We start from the raw sequence: 21,535 nt of genomic DNA on the forward strand, positions 1-21,535 counted from the left end.
CGGAATGTGAAGGTCTTTCAGGGTTAACCCGGGTTTTGCGCCCAAGGCGGCGGGCCCGTCGGCGCAAGGAGAGCGAATATGTCCACGGTAAGCGGTGCGGGTGCCAGCGGTATTGCGGGTATGGATTTTCAGGGCATGGATCTGGAAACCGCCCTGCTGGCGGTGCAGAACCAACGGGCGCAATTGCTGGAGAATTCGCTGCGGCAGCAACTGGATTCGGTCAACGCCCGCAATGCGCAGATGGCGGGCTTGAACGAGTCGATCACCGCCAAGGGCGCCGAGAACAACAAGCTGGAGGCGTCCAATGTGTCGATGCAACAGCAGATCGCCGAGCTCAAGGATCTGCAGGGGCGGCTGGCGGCCAGCAAATGTCCCAATCCCGAAGGCTGGTACGGCCTGTCCTGGGGGCAGGGCGATGACAAGGCGCTGTCCCACGCCACCCTGGACCAGATCAAGCAGGCCGGGCTGACCGTGCCGGCAGGCGCCGATGCGCCGCGCGACGTGGATCGCAACGGCACGATGGATGCCAAGGGCCGCGTGGTGCAGGACTGGGTCGACCAGATCTCGGCCAAGGTGGCAGGCCTGGAGGCCAGCATCAAGGAAAACACCGCCAGCATCGAGACCAACAAGAACGAAATCGCCACCGCCAAGAACCAGGTGGACGCCCTGGGTAATACCCAGCAGATGGAAATGCTGCGGCTGCAGGGATTGACCAACAAGCGCAATGAAGCATTCGACGTGATGACGAACTTCGTCAAGAAGATGCAGGACAGCCGTTCGTCCATCATCGGCAACATGCGTTGAGGGCAAAAAGGCGGCATGGATGTGGAACTCGCGCGACGGCCCGGTTACTCAAGCTGCATGCGGGGCCGGTAACTGCCGGCGCCAGGGGAAAACCCGAGGCCACTGCCGCCGGAACCCCTTACCAATTGGAGATAGGCATGAATTCACCCGTGGGCGGCGCGAACGGCGCCGGCAGCATCGGCGGCATCGACATTTCGGGCATGGACCTGGAGACCGCCCTGATGGCGGTCCAGAACGAGCGCGTCAAGTTGCTGGATGCCCAGTTGCAGAACCAGATCAAGGAAGTGCAGGGCCGCAACGAGCAGATCGCCAAGCTGAACGAGGCCATGAACAGCCTGAACGCGCTCGCGGGGTTGTTCAAATCCGGCAAGGACGGCGCGACCAAGATGCAGGATGGCGACATTCCGGACTGGAACAAGGCGGGCACCGCCAATGACAACCGCTACAACCAGATGCGCGACGCCATGTGGAAGGCGATGGGCGATGCCGGCATGGACCTGAATACCGACAAGTACCAGTTGCAGGTGGACGGTGGCATCAGCAAGGTCACCAAGGGCAGCCTCGATACCGCCATCCAGGCCATCAAGAACAAGGTGGATGCGTTGTCGAACACGCAGCAGATGGACATGACGCGCCTGCAAGGCATGACCAACAAGCGCAATGAGGCGTTCGATGTGATGACGAACTTCCTCAAGAAGATGCAGGACAGCCGTTCGTCCATCATCGGCAACATGCGTTGACCAGCCCCACTCATTTTTCTCCATCCCGGAACCGCGCCATGAGTCTCAAGAAAACCGCCGAACAGATCCACGCCGAAGCCGAGCGCGTGCTGGATGACGCCCGCCGAACCCTGGAGCGGGCCGATGATTTCTACCGTGACCAGGGACTGGATCCGGAGAAAGTGCGTGCGGTGACGGCCGCCCGCCTGGGGCCCAAGGAACGGGAGCAAGCCGAGACCCTGGTGCGGCAGGATCTGGAGGCCATCGAGGCCGAAGTGGCGCAGGAAATGGCGCGCCAGCGCTTCGCCAGCGCGCCGGCCTCGGGCGGCGTGAAGAAAATCCGCCCGATGGTTTAAGTCCCAAGGCCGTCCCCCCAAGGAGATCCCGATGAGTCTGACTCCGGAAGAGAACGCTGCGCTGACGCAGAACCTGACCGCGGCCATGGAAGAGGCCACCGGCGGCCTGGCCAGCTACCTGCGTGCGGGCGGCAAGCTCGGCGATGTACTGGGGCTGACGGGCGCCGAACTGCAAGCGATGTACTCGCTGGGTCACGCCCTGTACGAGCAGCAGCGCTACAGCGAGGCCTTCAAGGTGTTTTCCGCGCTTGTCACCTATGACCATACCGAGCCGCGCTACGGCCTGGCACTGGCTGCCGCCAACCGTATGCTGGGACGCCACGAGGATGCGCTGCGCCAGTACCTGCCGGCCATCATGGCGGATCCGCTGGACCCCGCGCCGCTCTACTACAGCGCCGAGTCGCTGGTGGAGATGGGGCGCACCGACGAGGCCATCGAGGCGTTGGACACCGTCGATGCCCTGTGCGAAGGGCAGGAGCGGCACGCGGCCGTGGCCGCCAGGGCCAGGATGTTGCGCGGGGCGTTGACGGGGCCGCGTGCCTGAAGCATGTCCCGCGCCGGTGGCGCTGGATAACCAGTTGAGGGAGTCACTCCATGAACATCAATTCCGCGGGCGGCGCCGGCGCCAATCTGCCGCAGAATCTCGACGACTTGGCCTCGTCGCCCGACGTTATCAAGAGCGTTCTGGAGAACGCGCAGAAGATCGCTTCGGAAAACGAGGCGATCAAGCAGAAGCTGCTGGGCGCCATGGGGGCGGCCGGCCCGGTCGATCCCAAGGATCTGGCGCTGATCAGCGCCGAGATCGGCCAGAAGCTGCAGGACACGCTTGGCGGCCTGCGCGGCCTGCAGGCGCCGGAGGTGCCGCGGGGCGCCGACGCCGGCGACGCGTTCAACGCCCTGTCGCGGTTGAGCGAACAGGACGTGCAGACGGATATCTATGCCTTCATGGCGTTGTTCCAGCAACTGGCGCAGACCATGCGCAGTTCGGCCCGCGAAATGCGCGCCAACGAACTGCAGGCTCAGGTCGACACCCTCAAAGGGGCCGCGCAGGAAATGCGCGATGCCGCCAAGGAACGCATGATCGGCGCGATGACGCAGGGCGCGTTCCAGATCGCGGGCGGATTGTCGCAGATCGGCTCGGGGGCGCTGCAGTTGCGCGTGTTGAACAAGGGCGGCGATGGCGCCGAGTCGCGCGCCCGCAGTTACTCGGACACTGGTGGCGGCCTGTCTGGCGTGGCTGGTGGCATCGGCGCCATGATCAATGCCGCCCAGGAGCAGAAGGCGGCCGAACACGATGCGCGCCGTTCCGAACTGGAGGCCCAGTCCAAGGTGCACGAGTCGGGCATGCAGCAGGCTGGCGAGATGGCGCAGCAGATGATGGACGTGATCCGCGACGTGCGTGACAAGCTGGCGTCGATCGAACAGTCCCGCATGGAAACGAACCGCGGCATCGCCCGCAATATCTGAGTCCGCTAACCACGGGGAAGCCGACATGACTTCGATCTCTTCCAATCCCGCCGGCATCGGCGCCGGGGCGTTGCCGGGCAACGAAGGAATGCCGCCGGACGCCGGCGCGCAGGCGGCCCAGGCCACGGCCCGGGTGCGCGAGCTGCTGGACGCCTTCGTCGGCATGGCTGGTTCGCTGCCGACCGGCAAGGCGGCGGGCCAGCCAGCCGGCAGCGATGGCCTGTTCAATGGCAACGGCGCGCCGACGCTGGAGCCGCCGGCGCAGTCGTTCTCCGCCAACGACATGATTGACCTGCTGCGCAGCATTCGTTCCAAGTCGGACGAGGCACAGATCTCGAGCGCCAAGGAGAACCTGGCGACAGCGCGCACCAAGATGGAAAAGAACAATGAGGCGCAACTGCAGAAGATCCAGGACTACGTCAAGAAGTGCGAGGAGGCCGCGAGCAAGGGCATCCTGGGCAAGATCTTCGGCTGGATCGGCAAGATCGCCGCGCTGATTTTCTCGGCCATCGCCGTGGCCGTGCTGGCTGCCGGCGCGGTGGCCTCGGGTGGCGCCGCCACGCCCTTGCTGGCCCTGGCCGTGATGGCGCTGATCAGTTCGACGATTTCATTGGCGGACCAGATTTCCAAGGAATGCGGCGGGCCGGAAATCAGCCTGAGCAATCTGATGACGACCATCGCCAGCAAGTTCCTGCAGGCCTGCGGCGTCGACGAGGAAACCGCGCAGCGCATCGGCAAGGTGGTGGCCGGCGTCATGGGCCTGGCCTCGCCCGCGCTGCTGATGATCGAACCCGGCCTGCTCGGCAACCTGGCGGGCGGCGTCGCCGAACTCGCGGGCGCCGACAAGACCACCACCATGGCTTTGACGATGGCCTTTTCCCTGGCGGCTACCATCGCCGTCGGCGCCGTAACTATCGCGGCATCCGGCGGGGCGTCCGCCGTCAGCACGATGGCGCGGGTGGTAAGCGCCGCCGGCCAGATCACCCAGGGCGCGACACAGGTGGCGCAAGGCTCGATCAATATTTCCGTGGCCAAGACCAAGAACGAAGCCGACAACATCCAGGCGGACAAGAAGGAAATGGACGCCTATGCCCGCAAGCTCCAGGCCAGGATGGAAGAGGCCCAGGAGGAGATAACCAAGGTGATCAAGCAGATGGAAGACGGCCTGCGCCTGGTGTCGCAGATGATCAACGGCGCCGCCGACAGCATGTCCCAGATCACCGCCAACATCGGCAAGCGGATGGCGGTCTGATGCCGCAGCCGCAACCGAACCCGCATCGAGGAATGGAAATGGCCGATAGCGCAATGGAACGTGACGAGTTTGGCGAGGCGCTGTACCGCGGAATGGAGGCACTGCCGTCCAACGCCCGCCTGACGCCGGAGCAGCTCGAGGTGGTGTATGCGCTGGCCTACGCCCACGTGGCGCAGGAACACTACGCGCAGGCACTCCCGGTCTTCGCGTTCCTGGCGCAGTACGGCCCGACGCGCAAGCACTACCTGATTGGGTTGGGGCTGTGCCTGCAGATGCTGGGGCGCGCGGAAGAGGCCGTCACCATCTATTCGCTGGTACTGACGCTCTATCCCGATTCGTTGCCCACGGCGTTGCGGATCGCAGAGTGCCAATTGGCATCGCGCCAGTTCGATCAGGCTCGACGCACCCTGCAACTGCTGAGCGCGGCAGACGCGCCGCCGCAGGTGCGAGCGCGAGCCGAGGCATTGTTGCAACTCTCTTCGCGCGAGGCCGCGTCATGAAAGATGAACGATAGCGCCGCTCATTCCGTGTCGACCTCAGCGGATCAAGCCGTCTCCCAGGAGACGGCTGTTGTGCTTTCTGCGGATGACGCCCGTCTGCTGGCCGAGGTCGGCTTCCTGGCCGCGGGCGCGGGCGACAGTGCCCGCGCGGAGACCATATTCAACGCCTTGCGCCGCCTGCGGCCCGACCGCGCCTATCCGGTGGTGGGGCTGGCGGTGGCATGGATGAATGCCAGTCGCGCGCCGGATGCGGTGCGTCTGCTGGAAAGCGTGGTGATGGCCGATCCCGCCGAGCGGATCCTGCTGGACGCGTGGCGCGGGTTCGCACTGCAACTGGCCGGCCGCCGCGCGGAAAGCACGCGTCTGCTGGAAACGTTGGCTGAGGGCGGGACCGAGGGCGCGCGCCTGGCGCGCGCGCTGTTGGGGCTTGCCCCGGCCGACGGCTGAGGCGGGAACCGGTGATTTTTCGATCGATATTCTGGAACTAGGGACCATGGAAATCACAGCGCTCGCCGCCACTTTGCCGCCGTTGGCGAACACGCCAGGCGTACAGCCGTCAGAGCTTGCCGCCCAGCGGTTCGCCGCGATCATGAACGCGCCCGAACCGCAGGCGCCCGCGCTTACCGGCCTGCAGGCCGCGCTGCAGACTGCCTTCACGCCCGCGGTCGACGCCGCCCCGGCCACGCTCGGCAACCAGATCCTGGCCAGCCTGCGCAACACCACCACCGAGTATTCGGAAAAGTGGCAGAACATCTCAGGCCGCCTGGACGCCATGTCGTCGGCGCCGGCGATCGCCGACATGCTGCGGCTGCAGGCCGACCTGGTGCAGGTGTCGGTGCAGTACGAACTGGTTGGCAAGGCCGTCTCGCGCACCACGCAGAACATCGATTCGCTCGTCAGGATGTCCTAATGCCCGCCGTTTCAACCCTGTCTCTTCCCGTCGCGTCCGATCGCGGCGCGGCCTCGGCGCTGTTGCGGCTGCGCTGGCTGGTGCTGGGCCTGGCCTTGCTGCTGGCCGCCTGCGGCTCGCGCGTGGAATTGTTCTCGGCCGCCAGCGAGAGCGAGGCCAACGAAGTCCTGTCGGTGCTGCTGGATGCCGGCATCGCCGCGCAAAAGGCCACCACCAAGACCGGCGTGGCGGTGTCGGTGGATGGCCAGCAGGTGGCGCGCGCGCTGGACATCCTGCGCGCCCGCGGCCTGCCGCGTGAACGCTTCGACGGCATGGGGCAGATCTTCCGCAAGGAGGGCCTGGTGTCGTCGCCGCTGGAAGAACGCGCGCGCTATATCTACGCGCTCTCGCAGGAACTGACCAACACCCTGTCGCAGATGGACGGGGTGCTGGCCGCGCGGGTGCACGTGGTGCTGCCCGAACGCGGCGGCGTCGGCGAGAACACCACGCCGTCGACCGCGGCGGTGTTCATCAAGCACCAGGCGGGCTACAACCTGGACGCGCTGCAGCCGCAGATCCGCAAGCTGGTCACGCACGCGATTCCCGGGCTGACCGAGGACCGCGTGTCGATCGCGCTGGTGTCGGCGCAGCCCGCCGCGGCCTCGGGCGGCGGACACGCCACGCGGCAGGTGCTGGGCATCGAAGTGGGCGAGGGCTCGTCGGTCACGCTGCTGGCATGGCTGGCGCTGCTGATCCTGCTGGTGCTGGCCCTGGCCGGCGCGCTGGCCTACGTGCTGTGGCGCTACGGCGTGCCGGGCCGAGCCCGGCCCGAGCGCCGCGAACCCGTGTCCGAGGCCCGCTGAGGATGGCGCCCGCATCGGCGGCGCTGGACCGCAGGCTGGTTGAATTCAACCAGTTGCCCAGCCGCACGCTGCACCCGAGCCGCCACGCGGTCTACGCGCCGCCGGCCGCGCTGGCGGCGATTGCCGCCGCGCCCGCGTTGGCGCCGGCATGGCATCGGCATTGGTCGCGCGAGATCCTGGACGCGCTGGGCCTCTGGCAACGCCCGGTGACCGATCCCGACCGTCCCGAACTGGCGCTGGCGCTGCTGGCGCCGGATGCGCTGGCGCAGTGCGCGCGCCGGCTGGGCGCGGTGCTGTGCGGCCCGCGGTTGCGCCGCGCCATCGCCGGCGACGAGGTGAGGGCGCTGATCGCGCATCTGGGCGCGGACCTGCTGGAATTCACCCGCCGCACCGCCGCGAGCCTGCATGACGGCCTGGCCGACAGCGCCGCCTGGACGCTGGCCGAGACCACCGCGGCGGTGGACGCGCTGGGCCAGGGCGCGCTGCGCGCGGCCCTGAGCGGCGCCGGTCCCGAACTGGCGCGACGCGCCGAACTGAAACTGCCCGACCTGCCCGCGCCGCCCGCGCCCCTGCCCGCGCCGCAGGCGCTGGCGCTGGGCCTGTCGCTACTGAAGAAAACGGAGCCCGCATGGCTTTCCTCATTCCCCGCGATCCGCTGACGCCGCGCGCCGCGGCCGGCCGTGTCGACCCCGCCGCGCGCGTGTTGCGCGGCGCCGAGCTGGCGGCATGGGCCGATGCCGAACAGTTGCTCGCGCAGGCGCGGGCGCGGGCCGACGAGATCGTCGGCGGCGCCCAGGCGGCATTCGAGGCCGAGCGTCAGCGCGGCTACGAAGAGGGGCGCGAGGCGGCGCTGCTGGACCAGGCCGAAAAGATGATCGAAACCGTCGGCCGCACGGTCGAGTATTTCGCCGGCGTCGAGAACGAGATGGTGGAACTGGTGATGTCGGCCGTGCGCAAGGTGGTGGATGGCTTCGACGACCGCGAGAAGGTCATGGTGGTGGTGCGCAACGCCCTGGCGGTGGTGCGCAACCAGAAGCAGATGACCCTGCGGCTGAACCCGGCCGAGGTCGACACGGTGCGCGAACAGATCAACGACCTGCTGGCCGCCTATCCTGGCGTGGGCTATCTCGACATCCTGGCCGACGGCCGGCTGGCGCGCGGCGCCTGCATCCTCGAAAGCGAGATCGGCATGGTCGAGGCCAGCCTGGAAGGACAACTCCAGGCGCTGCGCCAGGCCTTCCAGCGCACCTTGGGAAGCCGGGTATAGCGATGCGCCAGTTCGACTACATCTCCGAAATGATGGAGCTGGCGCTGCAGGACACGCCGACGCTGCGCATCAAGGGCCGCGTGACCCAGGTTATCGGCACCATCATCAAGGCGGTGGTGCCGTCGGTGAAGGTGGGCGAGGTCTGCATCCTGCGCAATCCCGGCGAGAACTTCGAGATGAAGGGCGAAGTGGTGGGCTTCGCGCGCGACGCCGCGCTGCTCACGCCGATCGGCGACATGTACGGCATCTCCACCGCCACCGAGGTCATCCCCACCGGCCGGGCCCATATGGTGCCCGTGGGCCCGGGGCTGCTGGGCCGGGTGTTGGACGGCCTGGGCCGGCCGCTGGACGAGGCCGAGCTGGGCCCCCTGGAGGCCAGCAAGTTCTATCCGGTGTTCGCCGAGGCGCCGGACCCGCTCAAGCGCCGCATCATCTCGCAGCCGCTGGAGCTGGGCGTGCGCGCGCTGGACAGCGTGCTGACCTGCGGTGAAGGCCAGCGCATGGGCATCTTTGCCGCCGCCGGCGGCGGCAAATCGACGCTGATGGGCATGCTGGTCAAGGGCGCGGCGGTGGACGTGACGGTGGTGGCGCTGATCGGCGAGCGCGGCCGCGAGGTGCGCGAATTCCTGGAACACGAACTGGGCCGCGAGGGCCGGCGCAAGAGCGTGATCGTCTGCGCCACCAGCGACAAGTCGTCGATGGAGCGCGCCAAGGCCGCCTATGTGGCTACCGCCATCGCCGAGTATTTCCGCGACCAGGGCAAGCGCGTGCTGTTCCTGATGGACTCGGTGACGCGCTTTGCCCGAGCCCAGCGCGAGATCGGCCTGGCCGCAGGCGAGCCGCCGACCCGCCGCGGTTATCCGCCATCGGTATTCGCCACGTTGCCCAAGCTGATGGAGCGCGCCGGCATGAACGAGCATGGCTCGATCACCGCGCTGTACACCGTGCTGGTGGAGGGCGACGACATGACCGAGCCGATCGCCGACGAGACCCGCTCCATTCTCGACGGCCACATCGTGCTGTCGCGCAAGCTGGGCGCGGCCAACCACTATCCGGCGATCGACGTGCTGGCCTCGGCCAGCCGCGTCATGAACGCGGTCATCACGCCCGAGCACAAGCGCGCCGCCGGCCGACTGCGCGAATTGATGGCCAAGTACCAGGAAGTCGAGCTGCTGGTGAAGATCGGGGAATACAAGCGCGGCGGCGACGCCGTGACGGACGAGGCCATCGACAAGATCGGCGCGATCAACCAGTTCCTGCGGCAGCGCACCGATGAGCGGGCCACGCTGCCCGAGGCGTTGGCGCAGATGACCGGCATCGTGGGGACGGCATGAGCGTGTTCGACGAATTGCTCGCCATCAAGCGCTTTCGCGAAGGCCAGGCCGAGATCGCGGTGTCGCGCCAGCGCCTGCGGCACGCCGAGGCCGAGGCCGCGCGCCAGGCGTCCGAGCAAGCGCTGGCGGATTTCCGCGATGAGTCGGAGCGGCGTGAGCGCGCCATGTACCGCGACCTGTGCAGCCGGGTGGTGCGGGTGCGCGAGATCGAGAGCGTGCTGCAGGGCGTGGCCGGCCTGCGCGAAGGCGAGCGCCAGCGCGAGCAGGCGCTGGACCAGGCCGCGCAACGCCTGCGCGACGAGGCCCAGGCGCTGGCCGAGCGCCGCGACCAGCACCAGCAGGCCGTGCGCCTGACAGGCAAGTTCGTGGAACTGGCCAGCATCCACCTGGCCGAGCACCTGAAGGCGCTGGAGCACAAGGAAGACATGGAAATGGAAGAAGCCGCCTCGCTGTCGCGCGACCGCGAGGACTGGGAACAGCACGAGGAGTTCGAGCCGTCATGAGCATCGACCGCCGCATCGGCCTGGATACCGCGATCGCCCAGGGCTCGGGCCTGGCGCAACCGGATGCGCAGAGCTCCGGCCGCCAGGCCAGCGACGCCGACAGGCGCGCCTTCGAGCAGGCCATGGCGCGCGGCAAGGACGAGCCGTCCGCCGCGCCGCCTTCCGCGCCCTCGCCGTTCTCGCTGTTCGGCGCGGCCCGGGCCGATGCGCCCGCGCCCGCCAACGCGACATCGCAGGCCCTGGCGCAGGCGCTGCAAGGCAGCGCCGAACAACTGCTGGTGGCCGATGGCAGCCAGGGCCGGCGCCAGGTGCGAGTGGAATTGAAGGACGACGTGCTGCCCGGCGTCAGCGTGTCGGTCTATGAAGACGGCGGGCGCGTCATCGCCGAATTCGTCTGCGCCAACGAAGCCTCGCGTGAACGCCTGGCCGCCATGTCGCGGCCACTGGCCGAGCAGTTGGCCGACAGCCTGGCGCGGCCGACGCGCGTGCGCGTCGGCACCGATGACCCGGAAGACCCCTGCCTGCTGGAAGCCGACGCCGATGCGCCGGTCCGTTGATCCCTGGAACCCATGACCGCCAGTACGCTTTTGTCCCCGTCCCCGCCGTCGTTGCCGCGCCTGTCCGCCAATGAAGCCCGGGCCCGCACGCTGATCGCGCGCCATGGCGCCGACCTGCAGGTCACGCTCGCGCCGTTGGCCGGCGCCGACGCCGAGCCCGCGCAATGGCGCCTGGGCTTCACGCCCGGCGTGGCCGAGGCCCTGCGCCAGTCGGCCACGCTGTCGGCCGACCTGGAATGGGCCGGCGCGCGCTTGCGGCTGGGGCTGCCCGCCAGCGCCGCCGACGCCTGGCTGGCGGCGCGCCTGCCCGACGTCGACGTCGGCGCGCTGCCGCCGGCGCTGGTGTCGACCGCCATCGAGACCCTGGTGGCCGAAGTGGTCGCAGGCCTGGCCGAGGTGTCGCCGGGCGGCCCGTTGCGCGTGGTGGGCCGCGATGGCCCGGCGTCGGCGCTGGCGCACGGCTGGACTGTCGCGGCGCGCCATCCCGTCAACGGCGCCTCGATCTACGCCACGCTGGACACCGACGGCCTGGGCCTGATGCTGTTGGCCGGTCTGGTCGGGCGCGCCGCGCCGACGGCCAACGAGATCGACCTCGATGCCGTGCCGGTGCGCATCCGCGCCTGCCTGGGCTGGACCCATCTGACCGCGGCCGAACTGCGCGGCCTGGCGCCGCGCGACACCCTTTTCCTCGACCACTGTCTGGTCTCGCCCGACGGCGAACTGTGGCTGGGCGCCGACGGCCAGGGGCTGCGGGTGCGCCGCCAGGATTCCTCATACCTCGTTACCCAAGGCTGGACTTCCCTCATGACCGAGACGCCGCAACCGCCCCAGGATGCCGAAGCGGGCGCCCAGACGCCGCTCGATATCGATGCCATTCCCGTCCGACTGACTTTCGAACTGGGCGAGCGCCAGATCACGTTGGGCGAGCTGCGCAAGCTGCAACCCGGCGAGACCTTCGACCTGGAGCGGCCGCTGGCCGATGGCCCGGTGCTGGTGCGCGCCAACGGCGCGCTGGTGGGCAGCGGCGAGCTGGTCGAGATAGACGGCCGCATCGGCGTGACACTGCACCGGCTGGGCAAGGCGGGCGCATGAACGGCGCGGATCCGATCAGCCTGGCGGTCGTGCTGGCGCTGTTGGCGCTGGTGCCGCTGGCCGCGGTCATGACCACCTCGTTCCTGAAGATCGCGGTGGTGCTGACGCTGGTGCGCAATGCCCTGGGCGTGCAGCAGGTGCCGCCCAACATGGCGCTGTACGGGCTGGCGCTGATCCTGTCCGCCTACGTCATGGGGCCGGTGGTGATGCAGATCGGCGACGAGCTGCGCGCGCCGCCCGCGGCGGCGGCGCAGGGCACGCCGGAGCCGGACCGGCTCGAAGGCATTCTCGACGCGGTGGCGCGCGGCGCCGAGCCGATGCGCGGCTTCATGCTCAAGAACAGCCGCCCCGAGCAGCGCGATTTCTTCCTGCGCACCGCGCGCGGGCTCTGGGGCGAGCAGCAGGCCCGTAACCTGAAGGAAGACGACCTGCTGGTGCTGATCCCGTCGTTCCTGCTGTCGGAGCTGACCGCCGCGTTCCAGATCGGCTTCCTGCTGTACCTGCCGTTCGTCATCATCGACCTGATCGTCTCCAACATCCTGCTGGCGATGGGCATGATGATGGTGTCGCCGGTCACGATTTCCATGCCCCTGAAGCTGTTCCTGTTCGTCATGGTCGACGGCTGGACGCGGCTGATCCAGGGCCTGGTGCTGTCCTACACCTGAGGCCGCCATGGGAACCGTCGACCTCGTTTCGTACATGACCCAGGCGCTCTACCTGGTGTTGTGGCTGTCGCTGCCGCCGATCGCCGTCGCCGCGATCGTGGGCACGCTGTTTTCCCTGTTCCAGGCGCTGACGCAGATCCAGGAGCAGACGCTGTCGTTCGCCATCAAGCTGATCGCGGTGTTCGCCACGATCCTGCTGACGGCGCGCTGGCTCAGCGCGGAGCTGTACAACTTCACGATTTCCGTGTTCGACCTTTTCTACAAGATCCACTAGGAGCGGCCGGCCACCATGATCTCGGGCATCACCTACGTGGAAGCGAAAGTCTTCCTGGGCACGCTGGCGCTGACGCAGCCGCGCATCCTGGCGCTGTGCGCGATGCTGCCCCTGTTCAACCGCCAGTTGCTGCCCGGCATGCTGCGCTACGCCATCTGCGCCGCCATCGGCCTGGTGCTGGTGCCGGCGCTGGCGCCGCGCTACGCCATGATCGACCTGGGCGCGGTGGAATTGGTGCTGCTGGTGGCCAAGGAAGTCTTCATCGGCCTGGTGATGGGGTTCCTGGTGGCGATCCCGTTCTGGATTTTCGAGGCGGTGGGCTTCGTGGTCGACAACCAGCGCGGCGCCAGCCTGGGCGCCACCATCAACCCGGCCACCGGCAACGATTCCTCGCCGCTCGGCATCCTGTTCAACCAGGCCTTCATGGTGTTCTTCCTGGTTGGGGGCGGCTTCATGCTGATGCTGACCATGCTCTACGACAGCTTCCGCCTGTGGGACCTGTGGGACTGGGCGCCGACCCTGCGGCGCGAGAGCGTGCCGCTGATGCTGGACCAACTGGGCCGCTTCCTGCGGCTGACGCTGTTGTTCGCCGCGCCCGCCATCATTTCGATGTTCCTGGCCGAAGTCGGGCTGGCGTTGGTCAGCCGCTTCGCGCCGCAGTTGCAGGTGTTCTTCCTGGCGATGCCGATCAAGAGCGCGCTGGCGTTGCTGGTGATGGTGCTCTACATGAGCACGCTGTTCGAGTATGCCGCCGAGGCCACGGGCCATATCAGCTCGGCCTTGCCATTCCTGGACAACCAATGGCGGGCCCCATGAGCGGCGAAAAGACCGAACAGCCTACCCACAAGAAGCTGCGCGACGCGCGCCAGAAAGGCGATGTCGCGCACAGCAAGGACTTCACGCAGACGCTGCTGGTGCTGGCGCTGTTCGGCTACATGCTGGGCAATGCCCACGGCATCGTCGAGGCCCTGGGCCGGCTGATCCTGATTCCGTCAACGCTGGTGGGGCAGCCGTTCGAGCAGGCGCTGCCCGTGGCGCTGGAGGCCGCCCTGCGCGAAGCCGTCTACCTGGTGCTGCCGTTCGTGCTGATCGTGCTGGTGATTGGCATGTTCTCCGAATTCCTGCAGGTGGGGGTGGTGCTGGCCTTCGAGAAGCTCAAGCCGTCGGCCAAGAAACTCAACGTGATGAGCAATCTGAAGAACATCTTCTCGAAGAAGAATCTGGTCGAGCTGCTCAAGTCCATCATCAAGATCGCCTTCCTGTCGGCGCTGGTGACGCTGGTGGTGCGCGACGCGCTGCCGGAATTGATGGCGGTGCCGCACAGCGGCCTGGCGGGCCTGGAGGCGGGCGTGGGCGGCATGATGCGCGCGCTGATCGTGAACATCGCAGTGGCCTATGTGGTGATTTCTCTGGCCGATTTCGTCTGGCAGCGCATGCAGTACCGCAAGGGGCTGATGATGAGCAAGGAAGATATCAAGCAGGAATTCAAGGAGATGGAGGGCGACCCCCACATCAAGCACAAGCGCAAGCACCTGCACCAGGAAATGGTGATGCACGGCGCGGTCGCCAGCACGCGCAAGGCGTCGGTGCTGGTGACCAACCCGACCCACCTGGCGGTGGCGATCTACTACGAGCCCGACGAGACGCCGCTGCCGGTGGTGCTGGCCAAGGGCGAGGGCGCGCTGGCCGAGCAGATGATGGCGGCGGCGCGCGAGGCCGGCGTGCCGGTGATGCAGAACATTCCCCTGGCGCGCGCGCTGATGGCGTCCGCGCAGCCCGACCAATACATCCCCAGCGAACTGATCGAGCCGGTTGCCGAAGTCCTGCGGCTCGTCAGGAAGCTGGCCGGCAATCCGGACGACCCGACATGAATGCACCCCAGCATCCCCTGATAGCCGCCTATGCGGCGCGGCACGGCCTGCCGCCTTCGACGCGCGCCGATGGCCGCCTCACCGTGGTGGTCGACCAGACCTACCGCGTGCATCTGCAGCCGGCGCGCGATGGTTGGCTGGCGATGAGCGCGCGCCTGTGCGCGCTGCCGGCCAGTGACGTCGACCGCGACCGGCTGGTGACGGAAATCGGCAAGCTGGCGGCGGGCATGCTGGCGCGGCACGCGGCCGCCTGCGTGGTCGATCCGCAGGATCGCGCGCTGTGGTTGCAGCAGTCGCTGCAGCCCGGCAGCGGCGAACTGGCGCTGGAAGAAGCCATGGGCGCATTCGCCAATGCGCTGTCCTTTTGGGCCGGCGCCGTGCGGCGGCTCACATGAATACGCGTGACGGGCATGCCGCCCGAGGAGAGAGAGTGTTGAAGCGGATGATTCTGGCGACTGCGTTGTCGCTGGGCCTGGCGAGCGGCGCGCAAGCCGCCCCGAACTGGCCGAACGTGCCCTACAGCTACTATGCCCGCGACGAGAACCTGCAGACGCTGCTGCGCGAATTCGCGGGCGGCTTCAGCCTGTCGTTGCAGCTCGGACCCAACGTCACGGGCACGGTCAACGGCAAATTCAACGCCAATACGCCGACCGAGTTCATGGACCGGCTGGGCGGCGTCTACGGCTTCAACTGGTTCGTCTATGCCGGCACCTTGTTCGTCAGCCGCACCAACGACATGAAGACGCGTTCGGTCAGCGCCATGGGCAGTTCCATCAGCGCCCTGCGCCAGGCCCTGCAGCAGCTCGGCGTGCTGGACCCGCGCTTTGGCTGGGGCGAGCTGCCAGACCAGGGCATTGCGCTGGTGTCGGGCCCGCCGGGCTACGTCGATCTGGTCGAGCGCACCGTGGCGGCCTTGCCGATGGGCGCCGGCGGCCAGCAGGTGGCGGTGTTCCGGCTCAAGCACGCCTCGGTCAACGACCGCACCATCAGCTACCGCGACCAGAAGGTGGTGACGCCGGGCCTGTCCACCGTGCTGCGCAACCTGATCACGGGCGGCGGGGGCGGCGCCAACAACGAAACCCTGGCCGCGATCGCGGCGCCGCTGCGCGACAATCCGCCGGCGTTCCCGCAGGTCGGCGGCGATGGCGGCGCGGCGCCGGCCGGGCAGGCCGGCGGCCAGCCGGCCGCGCCCGCCAGCGCGGGCAAGACGGGCCTGCGCCTGCGCGAGCCCACCGTGCAGGCCGATGCGCGCCTGAACGCCATCATCGTGCAGGACATCCCGGACCGCATTCCCATCTACCGCAGCCTGATCGAGCAACTCGACCTGCCCAGCACGCTGGTCGAGATCGAGGCGATGATCGTGGACGTCAACTCCGACCTTGTCAGCGAGCTGGGCGTGACCTGGGGCGCGCGCGCCGGCTCCACCACCTTCGGCTATGGCAACCTGGGCCTGAGCCCCAGCGGCGGCCTGCCGTTGGAAAGCGGCGCGGCGCTGTCGCCCGGCACCATCGGCGTGAGCGTGGGCAACACCCTGGCCGCGCGATTGCGGGCGCTGCAGACCAAGGGCCAGGCCAACATCCTGTCGCAGCCGTCGATTCTGACGGCCGACAACCTGGGCGCCATGATCGACCTGTCGGATACCTTCTATATCCAGACCCGTGGCGAGCGCGTGGCCACCGTGACGCCGGTGACCGTGGGCACGTCGCTGCGCGTGACGCCGCGCCATATCGAATCGAAGAACGGCGCGCGCGTCGAACTGACCGTGGATATCGAGGACGGCCGCATCCAGGAAGAGCGCCAGATCGACAACCTGCCCACGGTCCGCAAGAGCAACATCAGCACGCTGGCCATCGTCGGCAACGACCAGACGCTGCTGATCGGCGGCTACAACAGCAGCCAGAATTCCGAGCAGGTCGACAAGGTGCCGATCCTGGGCGACATCCCGGGCCTGGGGCTGCTGTTCTCCAACAAGTCCAAGACCGTGCAGCGGCGCGAGCGCCTGTTCCTGATCCGCCCCAAGGTGGTCGCGATCAACGGCGAAGTGGTGGCCACGCCCGGCGCGGCCGGCACCGGCCCGATGCTCAACGCCACCTGGGGTGGCGACCGCATGACGGCGGGCCAATACCTCGACCTGGTGCAGGGCCAGCGCACCCGCATCGTGTTCGGGCCGAACGTGGAGCTGCGCCGCAGCAGCGGCCCGGTGCGCGCCTCGGAATGGCTGGATGGCACGCCGACGGCCACGCCGGTGCTCGAAGGCAAATCGAACGCGCAGCAGGGGCCGGTGATACAGGTCGAGCCGGTGGCGGCGCCGGGAACGGGCAGGGCGCCGTAGTGGCGGGCGGCTCAGTCGTCGAGCCGCAGCCCCTTATGGGCCAGCTTGTCGCGCAGCGCCGCGCGTGCGCGAGACAGGCGACTGCGCACGGTGCCGACGGGCACCGTCAGCAGGGCCGCGGCGTCTTCGTACGAGATTTCGTCGATGCCGACCATGAGCAGGATGTCGCGCATGTTCTCGGGTAGCTCGTCCAGCGATTCCTGCAGCAACGCCAGGGTCTGGCTCTGCTCGAGCGCGCGGTCGGGGGGCAGATCGCCGCTGGCGTGCTCGGCCAGCACGCTGTCGCTGACGAAATCGTGGCGCCGCTCCGGCGCGCGCGACAGGTAGTTGCGCACCAGGTTGAGCGCGATGCCATAGAGCCAGGAGGACAGTTGCGATTCGCCGCGAAAGCTGCGGTAGGATCGGGCCGCTTCGACAAAGGCCTGTTGGGCCAGGTCTTCGGCCTCGGTGGTGTTGCCGATGTGCTTGATGATGAAGCGCTGCAGCCGGGTGGAGTGTTCCCGCACCAGGTCGCGCAACAGGTATTCCTCGCCCGTGTCCCACCCCTGCCCTTCGCCGTCAGCGCGAATGGGCGGCAAATCCGCTTCCGGGGAAGCGGCTGTGCAATCGCTGGGGTTGGTCATGGGAGGCGAAAAGAAACGTGTATGAAGCTACAAGTTACTACCGGCGTGCCGCGAATTATCGCAGCTTACGCGTGTCACAATATTTCGAAAATCGAAATCTTGCGGCAAAAATCGCGTTTTTGATGTCAGAAATGTAAAAACAAGTAAGCAGCGCGCGGCATGATTCCGCATGCCGGAATCCGGGGGGCGGCGGTCTGGCGCCGGCCTTAGCCGGCCTTGAGCATGTCGCGCAGCCAGGCGGCGGCGGTGCCCAGGGAGACCGGGCTCTGGCCGGACTGGGCGGCTTGGTCGAAGCGGGCCTGCATGGCCTGGTCCAGCGAGCTGCGGCGGGCGGCGTCGAGGCTGGCGGGCGCCACGCCCGCGTCGGCACAGGCTTGCTGGAAGGCGGGCGCGCCGCTGGTGGCGGACAGGGCCAGACGCGTGAGGAAATCGACGCCCGACAGCGCGTCGCGCGAGGTCTGCGCCATGTCGAGCGCCTGCGCGACGGTGCGCGCGGACAGTGGCTTGCCGGGGTTGGGTTCCAGGCCGAGTTCGCGCGACACCGCGCTGGCGATGCCCTGGCCAAAGGTGCGGGCCAGCGCCTGCGCGAACATTTCGGTGGTGTCGACATTGGGCGCCACCCATGCCACGCTGCGCCCGCCGGGCGTGGCGCCCACGCCCAGGACCTGGAGTCTTTCGCCCGCGACGTCGACATACACGTCCTGCCCGCTCTCCGCCGCCTTGGCGAAGGCTTCGAGAGAGAGGAACGGCGATGAAGGGGTAACCGATGAAATTGTCATGCAGCCAATAAATCCGGCGTGTCCGAGATCGGGCCCATGGGAGATTCAATAGCCCCTGTGGTTGAGTAACCCGGTTGGCGCTTTAGTTCCCTCGCCACGGCACGTAGCCGGATTTTATGCCATTGCGCGGATTCCGGCCTTGGAGTGGCAACAGGGCGTTACCGGGCCTCGTAGACTTCGTCGGCCGCCAGCAGGATATCCACGGGCGGATCGAAGCCGATCACGCGCGCGGTTTGCAGGTTCAGCGCGATCTTGGCTGGGTCGATCCAGACCTGGCTCAGCTCGCGCGCCTTGGCGCCGTTGAAGATGCGCGCCATGGTCTCGGCATAGAACAGCCCGACGTACGAGTAGTCCGCCTGGGCCAGGCTCAGCAGCAGTCCGTGCTTGACCTCTTCCGAGCCCAGCATCGAGAAGCTGGGCACGCGCGCCTGCCGCAGTATTTCGGCCACGGTATCGATCGACACCGGCGTCACGCCGCGGTGCACCGTGACATAGGCCGCGTCGATCTTCGGCGCCAGCTTGGCATAGCATTCGAGCGCGTTGCGGGTCGCGGCCTCGGGCGCGATGCCGTTGGACGGCGCGTTGCAGGTCAGCACCTCGAAGCCCTGCTCGCGCGCCACCTGCTCGACCGCGTCGACGGCGCTGTAGGTGCGGCCTTCAGGGCTGTCTTCGTAGACCAGGCCGAGCCGTTTGAACGGCACGATTTCGTGGAACAGCCGGACCTGCCGCTGATACCGCTCGGGCTGCACGCGGGCGTGCAGATTGTCCAGCCCGCTGTCCTGCGCCGAGCGCGTGATGCGGGCGCCGACCGCGTCGCTGGTCGAGGCGACGATCGTCGGGACCGGCGCGCCCATGCCCGCCATGTCCTGGCCGGCCCACGTGCCCATGGCGATGATCAGGTCGATGTCCTTCTTTTCCTCCAGCCGCTGCTTGATCGCGGCGCGCACCGCCGGCCGCTGCGCGGCGTCGAAGTTGCCAGGCTGCCACCAGGCGTCGCGCACGAATTCGAGCGTGTCGCTGCGGGCGTTGTCGGCCAGGTATTCCCACATCTGCTTGCCATTCAGGCCGTCGGGAATGGTCGGCACGGTGATCCAGCCCAGCTTCTGCAGGCCGTCCACGGTGACCCGCAGCGTGCGGGGGTATTCGCTGTAGTCGCCGCTCTCGAAATAGCCGATGCGCCATTTCTTGCCGTCGGGACGCGGCACCGGCTTGGTGGGAAAGACCTGGGGCGCGGCGGCCGCGCCTGCCGTGGGTTGGCTGGCCGGGGGCGATGCCGCCTGGGCCAGGCTCGCGGCGGGCGCCAGCAGGGCCAGGCTCAGCAATAAGGTGGGCAACGAGGTCTTCATGGGCGGCGGATCACGATCAAAGTGATGTCATCGGATTGTTCCGCGCCGTCGGCAAAGGCCTGCACGTCTTCCAGCAGACGCTTGGCGAGATTGGCCGCCGGCACGGGGGGATTGGACAGCACGGCCAGCAGGCGCGGATCGCCATACTGCGCATTCTGCGGGTTGACGGCCTCGGTGATGCCATCCGTGTAGCCCACCAGCATTTCGCCCGGCGCCAGCACCGTCGACAGGCAGCGGTAGGTCAGGTCTTCCTGCACGCCGCAGGCCGGGCCGCTGCGGCCTTCCAGCAGCCGCACCACGCCGTCCGCGCCCACCACCGCGGGCGGCAGGTGGCCGGCGTTGGCCCACTTCAGTTCGCCCGTGGTCATGTCGAGCACGCCGATCAGCAGCGTGACGAACATCATGTTCGGGTTGTTCTCGGACAGGCGGTTGTTGATCTTCTGCATGATCAACGCCGGGTCGGTCTCGTCCTCGGCGGTGGCGCGGATCAGGGTACGGGTCACGGCCATGAACAGCGCCGCCGGCACGCCCTTGTCCGACACGTCGCCGATGGCCAGGCACAGCCGGCCGTCGGGCAGCGTGAAGTAGTCGTAGAGGTCGCCGCCCACTTCCTTGGCCGGCAGCATCACGGCGTTCAGGTCGATCTGCTCGCGCGTAATGGGCGACAGCGGCACCGGCAGCAGGCCGAGCTGGATCGCGCGGGCGATGTTCAGCTCGCTCTCGAAGCGCTCGCGCGCGGTGGTCTCGCGCATCAGGCGGGCGACGTTCTCGCGCAACTTGCGGTCCATGAACAGGAACGACGCCGCCAGCCGGCCCACTTCGTCCTTGTGTTTGTCGGGCAGGGCGGCGATGTGTGCGGGCACGGCCGATGCCGCGGTCAGGTCCTGTTCGGGCAGCAGCCGCGCGTAGTGGGTCAGCGTTTCCAGCGGCCGCACGATCCGCGCGGCCACGAGCCACGCGCACACCAGCGCCACCAGCATCATGCCGACGAAGATCAGCGCCTGGCGGTTGAGCAGTTCGCGCGCCGGGGCGGTCAGGTCGCTCTCGGGCACCACCGCCACGACGGTCCAGCCCAGCGGGGCGAAGCGCGCGCTGTCGATCTGCCAGGGGCCGTCGCCGCCCTCGAAGCGCAGGCTCTGCAGCTTGCCGCCGCCATCCTGGCGCGCCAGCAGCGCGCGCAGGGTCTCGCCGCTGCCGTCCTTGGCGTCCAGCAAGCCGGCGCGCGCCTCGGGCGGCGGCACGATCATGCGGCCGTCGTCGGCGGCGATGAAGATGAAGCCGGACTGCGCCAGGGTCAGTTTCGACAAGGTGTCGCGCACCGAATTCTCCAACTGCTCGCGGCGCGTCTGGATCTGCTCGATCACGTCCTGGGCGCTGTCGGAAATGGCGAACACCCAGTTCCAGGGGCGGAAATAACCGAAATACGCATAGCGCGTCTCGCCATCGCCGCGCTGCGCCGACGGCGGCCAGCGGTAGATCGCGAAGCCGTAGCCGGACGTGCGGCTCTCTTCCAGCAGCGCCTGCGCCAGCGGCCGGTTCTTGAAGTCGGACAGCGACGACAGGTCGCGGTCGATCATGTCGGGATTGCCGCTGGCCAGCACCTGGAAGTCGGCGTCGTAGACGAAGGCGTAGCGGCGGTCGTCGAGCTTGAGGTGGTTGATCCAGGCGCGCGCCATGCCCTTGGCGGCGCCGGGCGTCATGATGCCGCGCTCGGCCAGGTCGGCGTAGGTGCCGAGCGCCGCGGCCACCACGGTGCCGCTCTGCATCAGTTGGCGCCGGCCGCTGCGCACGGTGGAGATCTTGTCGGCCAGCAGCGCGCCCCAGCGGGCCTCGGCGTCGCGCAGCACCAGTTCCATGACGTTGCTGACGGCGTGGCGCTCGCTGTTCATCACCGTGCGGGTGACGTTGCGCTGCGAGGTCAGCATCACGAATGCCGCCACCGCCAGGAGCAGCGCTACGACCAGTAGAAAAATCTTGCTACGGAGCGAGCGCAACGACATGGGGGCGATAGGCGGCGGATGAGGTAAGGGCGTGAAATAGGA

General features: G+C 68.0%; 26 protein-coding genes. 22 read left to right on the forward strand and 4 right to left on the reverse strand.

Annotation, left to right across the window (positions count from 1 at the left end; genetic code table 11):
• Positions 1 to 135 precede the first annotated feature (135 nt).
• From ACUDCK_RS03250 to sctC, 22 genes are all read left to right on the forward strand, one after another.
• On the forward strand, positions 136 to 804 hold the full coding sequence (locus ACUDCK_RS03250; RefSeq protein ID WP_231132989.1) for a hypothetical protein: 669 nt from the start codon (positions 136 to 138) through the stop codon (positions 802 to 804).
• Positions 805 to 941: 137 nt separating this feature from the next.
• On the forward strand, positions 942 to 1,544 hold the full coding sequence (locus ACUDCK_RS03255; protein WP_064526212.1) for a hypothetical protein: 603 nt from the start codon (positions 942 to 944) through the stop codon (positions 1,542 to 1,544).
• 38 nt (positions 1,545 to 1,582) lie between these two features.
• The gene (gene btc22, locus ACUDCK_RS03260) at positions 1,583 to 1,879 is read left to right on the forward strand and encodes a Btc22 family type III secretion system chaperone (RefSeq protein ID WP_054503462.1); all 297 of its coding nucleotides are present in this window, start codon (positions 1,583 to 1,585) and stop codon (positions 1,877 to 1,879) included.
• A 31-nt stretch (positions 1,880 to 1,910) separates the two neighbouring features.
• Positions 1,911 to 2,423: a SycD/LcrH family type III secretion system chaperone gene (locus tag ACUDCK_RS03265; RefSeq protein WP_054503463.1), complete on the forward strand. Its 513-nt coding sequence runs from the start codon at positions 1,911 to 1,913 to the stop codon at positions 2,421 to 2,423.
• Positions 2,424 to 2,473: 50 nt separating this feature from the next.
• Positions 2,474 to 3,346: a type III secretion system translocon subunit SctB gene (gene sctB / locus ACUDCK_RS03270; RefSeq protein ID WP_175168051.1), complete on the forward strand. Its 873-nt coding sequence runs from the start codon at positions 2,474 to 2,476 to the stop codon at positions 3,344 to 3,346.
• A 25-nt stretch (positions 3,347 to 3,371) separates the two neighbouring features.
• Positions 3,372 to 4,598: a type III secretion system translocon subunit SctE gene (gene sctE, locus ACUDCK_RS03275; RefSeq protein WP_054503465.1), complete on the forward strand. Its 1,227-nt coding sequence runs from the start codon at positions 3,372 to 3,374 to the stop codon at positions 4,596 to 4,598.
• Positions 4,599 to 4,636: 38 nt separating this feature from the next.
• On the forward strand, positions 4,637 to 5,098 hold the full coding sequence (locus ACUDCK_RS03280) for a tetratricopeptide repeat protein (protein ID WP_081273539.1): 462 nt from the start codon (positions 4,637 to 4,639) through the stop codon (positions 5,096 to 5,098).
• A gap of 3 nt (positions 5,099 to 5,101) precedes the next feature.
• Complete coding sequence (locus ACUDCK_RS03285; RefSeq protein ID WP_054503467.1) at positions 5,102 to 5,545, forward strand: tetratricopeptide repeat protein; 444 nt, start codon at positions 5,102 to 5,104, stop codon at positions 5,543 to 5,545.
• Positions 5,546 to 5,591: 46 nt separating this feature from the next.
• Entirely contained in the window at positions 5,592 to 6,008 is a 417-nt protein-coding gene (gene sctI, locus ACUDCK_RS03290; RefSeq protein ID WP_064526210.1) for a type III secretion system inner rod subunit SctI, read from the forward strand.
• Positions 6,008 to 6,850, forward strand: coding sequence for a type III secretion system inner membrane ring lipoprotein SctJ (gene sctJ, locus ACUDCK_RS03295; RefSeq protein ID WP_175168052.1), 843 nt, complete (start codon positions 6,008 to 6,010; stop codon positions 6,848 to 6,850). Before sctI ends, sctJ begins: the two co-directional genes overlap by 1 nt.
• 2 nt (positions 6,851 to 6,852) lie before the next feature.
• On the forward strand, positions 6,853 to 7,509 hold the full coding sequence (locus ACUDCK_RS03300; protein WP_064526208.1) for a SctK family type III secretion system sorting platform protein: 657 nt from the start codon (positions 6,853 to 6,855) through the stop codon (positions 7,507 to 7,509).
• Positions 7,479 to 8,117, forward strand: coding sequence for an HrpE/YscL family type III secretion apparatus protein (locus tag ACUDCK_RS03305; RefSeq protein ID WP_054503471.1), 639 nt, complete (start codon positions 7,479 to 7,481; stop codon positions 8,115 to 8,117). Before ACUDCK_RS03300 ends, ACUDCK_RS03305 begins: the two co-directional genes overlap by 31 nt.
• 2 nt (positions 8,118 to 8,119) lie before the next feature.
• A complete protein-coding gene (sctN, locus tag ACUDCK_RS03310) occupies positions 8,120 to 9,451 on the forward strand; it encodes a type III secretion system ATPase SctN (RefSeq protein ID WP_054503472.1) in 1,332 nt (443 codons plus the stop codon).
• A complete protein-coding gene (locus tag ACUDCK_RS03315) occupies positions 9,448 to 9,954 on the forward strand; it encodes a type III secretion protein (protein ID WP_116791517.1) in 507 nt (168 codons plus the stop codon). Before sctN ends, ACUDCK_RS03315 begins: the two co-directional genes overlap by 4 nt.
• Positions 9,951 to 10,511: a hypothetical protein gene (locus tag ACUDCK_RS03320; RefSeq protein ID WP_175143922.1), complete on the forward strand. Its 561-nt coding sequence runs from the start codon at positions 9,951 to 9,953 to the stop codon at positions 10,509 to 10,511. Before ACUDCK_RS03315 ends, ACUDCK_RS03320 begins: the two co-directional genes overlap by 4 nt.
• A gap of 12 nt (positions 10,512 to 10,523) precedes the next feature.
• On the forward strand, positions 10,524 to 11,603 hold the full coding sequence (gene sctQ, locus ACUDCK_RS03325; protein ID WP_244976952.1) for a type III secretion system cytoplasmic ring protein SctQ: 1,080 nt from the start codon (positions 10,524 to 10,526) through the stop codon (positions 11,601 to 11,603).
• Complete coding sequence (gene sctR, locus ACUDCK_RS03330) at positions 11,600 to 12,268, forward strand: type III secretion system export apparatus subunit SctR (RefSeq protein ID WP_175168053.1); 669 nt, start codon at positions 11,600 to 11,602, stop codon at positions 12,266 to 12,268. Before sctQ ends, sctR begins: the two co-directional genes overlap by 4 nt.
• Before the next feature lie 7 nt (positions 12,269 to 12,275).
• Positions 12,276 to 12,542, forward strand: a complete 267-nt coding sequence (sctS, locus tag ACUDCK_RS03335) for a type III secretion system export apparatus subunit SctS (protein ID WP_049071240.1) — start codon at positions 12,276 to 12,278, stop codon at positions 12,540 to 12,542.
• A 15-nt stretch (positions 12,543 to 12,557) separates the two neighbouring features.
• Entirely contained in the window at positions 12,558 to 13,358 is an 801-nt protein-coding gene (sctT, locus tag ACUDCK_RS03340) for a type III secretion system export apparatus subunit SctT (RefSeq protein WP_064526197.1), read from the forward strand.
• Positions 13,355 to 14,413 carry a type III secretion system export apparatus subunit SctU gene (gene sctU / locus ACUDCK_RS03345; protein ID WP_054503548.1) on the forward strand — a complete coding sequence of 353 codons (1,059 nt, stop codon included), beginning with the start codon at positions 13,355 to 13,357 and terminating at the stop codon, positions 14,411 to 14,413. Before sctT ends, sctU begins: the two co-directional genes overlap by 4 nt.
• Positions 14,410 to 14,808: a CesT family type III secretion system chaperone gene (locus tag ACUDCK_RS03350; RefSeq protein ID WP_054503479.1), complete on the forward strand. Its 399-nt coding sequence runs from the start codon at positions 14,410 to 14,412 to the stop codon at positions 14,806 to 14,808. The genes sctU and ACUDCK_RS03350 overlap by 4 nt, the downstream gene beginning before the upstream one ends.
• 47 nt (positions 14,809 to 14,855) lie before the next feature.
• Positions 14,856 to 16,745: a type III secretion system outer membrane ring subunit SctC gene (gene sctC / locus ACUDCK_RS03355; RefSeq protein WP_054503480.1), complete on the forward strand. Its 1,890-nt coding sequence runs from the start codon at positions 14,856 to 14,858 to the stop codon at positions 16,743 to 16,745.
• Positions 16,746 to 16,756: 11 nt separating this feature from the next.
• Here sctC and ACUDCK_RS03360 read toward each other — a convergent pair whose 3' ends face one another.
• The 4 genes from ACUDCK_RS03360 to ACUDCK_RS03375 all read right to left on the reverse strand — a co-directional run bounded on the left by ACUDCK_RS03360 (position 16,757) and on the right by ACUDCK_RS03375 (position 21,493).
• The gene (locus tag ACUDCK_RS03360; RefSeq protein WP_231132988.1) at positions 16,757 to 17,323 is read right to left on the reverse strand and encodes an RNA polymerase sigma factor; all 567 of its coding nucleotides are present in this window, start codon (positions 17,321 to 17,323) and stop codon (positions 16,757 to 16,759) included.
• 251 nt (positions 17,324 to 17,574) lie between these two features.
• Complete coding sequence (locus ACUDCK_RS03365) at positions 17,575 to 18,147, reverse strand: hypothetical protein (protein ID WP_064526194.1); 573 nt, start codon at positions 18,145 to 18,147, stop codon at positions 17,575 to 17,577.
• 158 nt (positions 18,148 to 18,305) lie between these two features.
• Complete coding sequence (locus tag ACUDCK_RS03370; RefSeq protein ID WP_054503483.1) at positions 18,306 to 19,493, reverse strand: ABC transporter substrate-binding protein; 1,188 nt, start codon at positions 19,491 to 19,493, stop codon at positions 18,306 to 18,308.
• Positions 19,490 to 21,493: a SpoIIE family protein phosphatase gene (locus ACUDCK_RS03375; RefSeq protein WP_064526191.1), complete on the reverse strand. Its 2,004-nt coding sequence runs from the start codon at positions 21,491 to 21,493 to the stop codon at positions 19,490 to 19,492. The genes ACUDCK_RS03370 and ACUDCK_RS03375 overlap by 4 nt, the downstream gene beginning before the upstream one ends.
• Between the last annotated feature and the right edge of the window lie 42 nt (positions 21,494 to 21,535).

The sequence above is a fragment of the Achromobacter sp. CF-sbj1-Ac2-l genome (genome assembly GCF_052698165.1).

Excerpts from the sequence above, each read along its gene's own strand:
- ACUDCK_RS03250 (WP_231132989.1), top strand. The coding sequence starts at position 136 with ATGGATCTGGAAACCGCCCTGCTGGCGGTGCAGAACCAACGGGCGCAA.
- ACUDCK_RS03255 (WP_064526212.1), top strand. The coding sequence starts at position 942 with ATGAATTCACCCGTGGGCGGCGCGAACGGCGCCGGCAGCATCGGCGGC.
- btc22 (WP_054503462.1), top strand. The coding sequence starts at position 1,583 with ATGAGTCTCAAGAAAACCGCCGAACAGATCCACGCCGAAGCCGAGCGC.
- ACUDCK_RS03265 (WP_054503463.1), top strand. The coding sequence starts at position 1,911 with ATGAGTCTGACTCCGGAAGAGAACGCTGCGCTGACGCAGAACCTGACC.
- sctB (WP_175168051.1), top strand. The coding sequence starts at position 2,474 with ATGAACATCAATTCCGCGGGCGGCGCCGGCGCCAATCTGCCGCAGAAT.
- sctE (WP_054503465.1), top strand. The coding sequence starts at position 3,372 with ATGACTTCGATCTCTTCCAATCCCGCCGGCATCGGCGCCGGGGCGTTG.
- ACUDCK_RS03280 (WP_081273539.1), top strand. The coding sequence starts at position 4,637 with ATGGCCGATAGCGCAATGGAACGTGACGAGTTTGGCGAGGCGCTGTAC.
- ACUDCK_RS03285 (WP_054503467.1), top strand. The coding sequence starts at position 5,102 with ATGAACGATAGCGCCGCTCATTCCGTGTCGACCTCAGCGGATCAAGCC.
- sctI (WP_064526210.1), top strand. The coding sequence starts at position 5,592 with ATGGAAATCACAGCGCTCGCCGCCACTTTGCCGCCGTTGGCGAACACG.
- sctJ (WP_175168052.1), top strand. The coding sequence starts at position 6,008 with ATGCCCGCCGTTTCAACCCTGTCTCTTCCCGTCGCGTCCGATCGCGGC.
- ACUDCK_RS03300 (WP_064526208.1), top strand. The coding sequence starts at position 6,853 with ATGGCGCCCGCATCGGCGGCGCTGGACCGCAGGCTGGTTGAATTCAAC.
- ACUDCK_RS03305 (WP_054503471.1), top strand. The coding sequence starts at position 7,479 with ATGGCTTTCCTCATTCCCCGCGATCCGCTGACGCCGCGCGCCGCGGCC.
- sctN (WP_054503472.1), top strand. The coding sequence starts at position 8,120 with ATGCGCCAGTTCGACTACATCTCCGAAATGATGGAGCTGGCGCTGCAG.
- ACUDCK_RS03315 (WP_116791517.1), top strand. The coding sequence starts at position 9,448 with ATGAGCGTGTTCGACGAATTGCTCGCCATCAAGCGCTTTCGCGAAGGC.
- ACUDCK_RS03320 (WP_175143922.1), top strand. The coding sequence starts at position 9,951 with ATGAGCATCGACCGCCGCATCGGCCTGGATACCGCGATCGCCCAGGGC.
- sctQ (WP_244976952.1), top strand. The coding sequence starts at position 10,524 with ATGACCGCCAGTACGCTTTTGTCCCCGTCCCCGCCGTCGTTGCCGCGC.
- sctR (WP_175168053.1), top strand. The coding sequence starts at position 11,600 with ATGAACGGCGCGGATCCGATCAGCCTGGCGGTCGTGCTGGCGCTGTTG.
- sctS (WP_049071240.1), top strand. The coding sequence starts at position 12,276 with ATGGGAACCGTCGACCTCGTTTCGTACATGACCCAGGCGCTCTACCTG.
- sctT (WP_064526197.1), top strand. The coding sequence starts at position 12,558 with ATGATCTCGGGCATCACCTACGTGGAAGCGAAAGTCTTCCTGGGCACG.
- sctU (WP_054503548.1), top strand. The coding sequence starts at position 13,355 with ATGAGCGGCGAAAAGACCGAACAGCCTACCCACAAGAAGCTGCGCGAC.
- ACUDCK_RS03350 (WP_054503479.1), top strand. The coding sequence starts at position 14,410 with ATGAATGCACCCCAGCATCCCCTGATAGCCGCCTATGCGGCGCGGCAC.
- sctC (WP_054503480.1), top strand. The coding sequence starts at position 14,856 with ATGATTCTGGCGACTGCGTTGTCGCTGGGCCTGGCGAGCGGCGCGCAA.
- ACUDCK_RS03365 (WP_064526194.1), bottom strand. The coding sequence starts at position 18,147 with ATGACAATTTCATCGGTTACCCCTTCATCGCCGTTCCTCTCTCTCGAA.
- ACUDCK_RS03370 (WP_054503483.1), bottom strand. The coding sequence starts at position 19,493 with ATGAAGACCTCGTTGCCCACCTTATTGCTGAGCCTGGCCCTGCTGGCG.
- ACUDCK_RS03375 (WP_064526191.1), bottom strand. The coding sequence starts at position 21,493 with ATGTCGTTGCGCTCGCTCCGTAGCAAGATTTTTCTACTGGTCGTAGCG.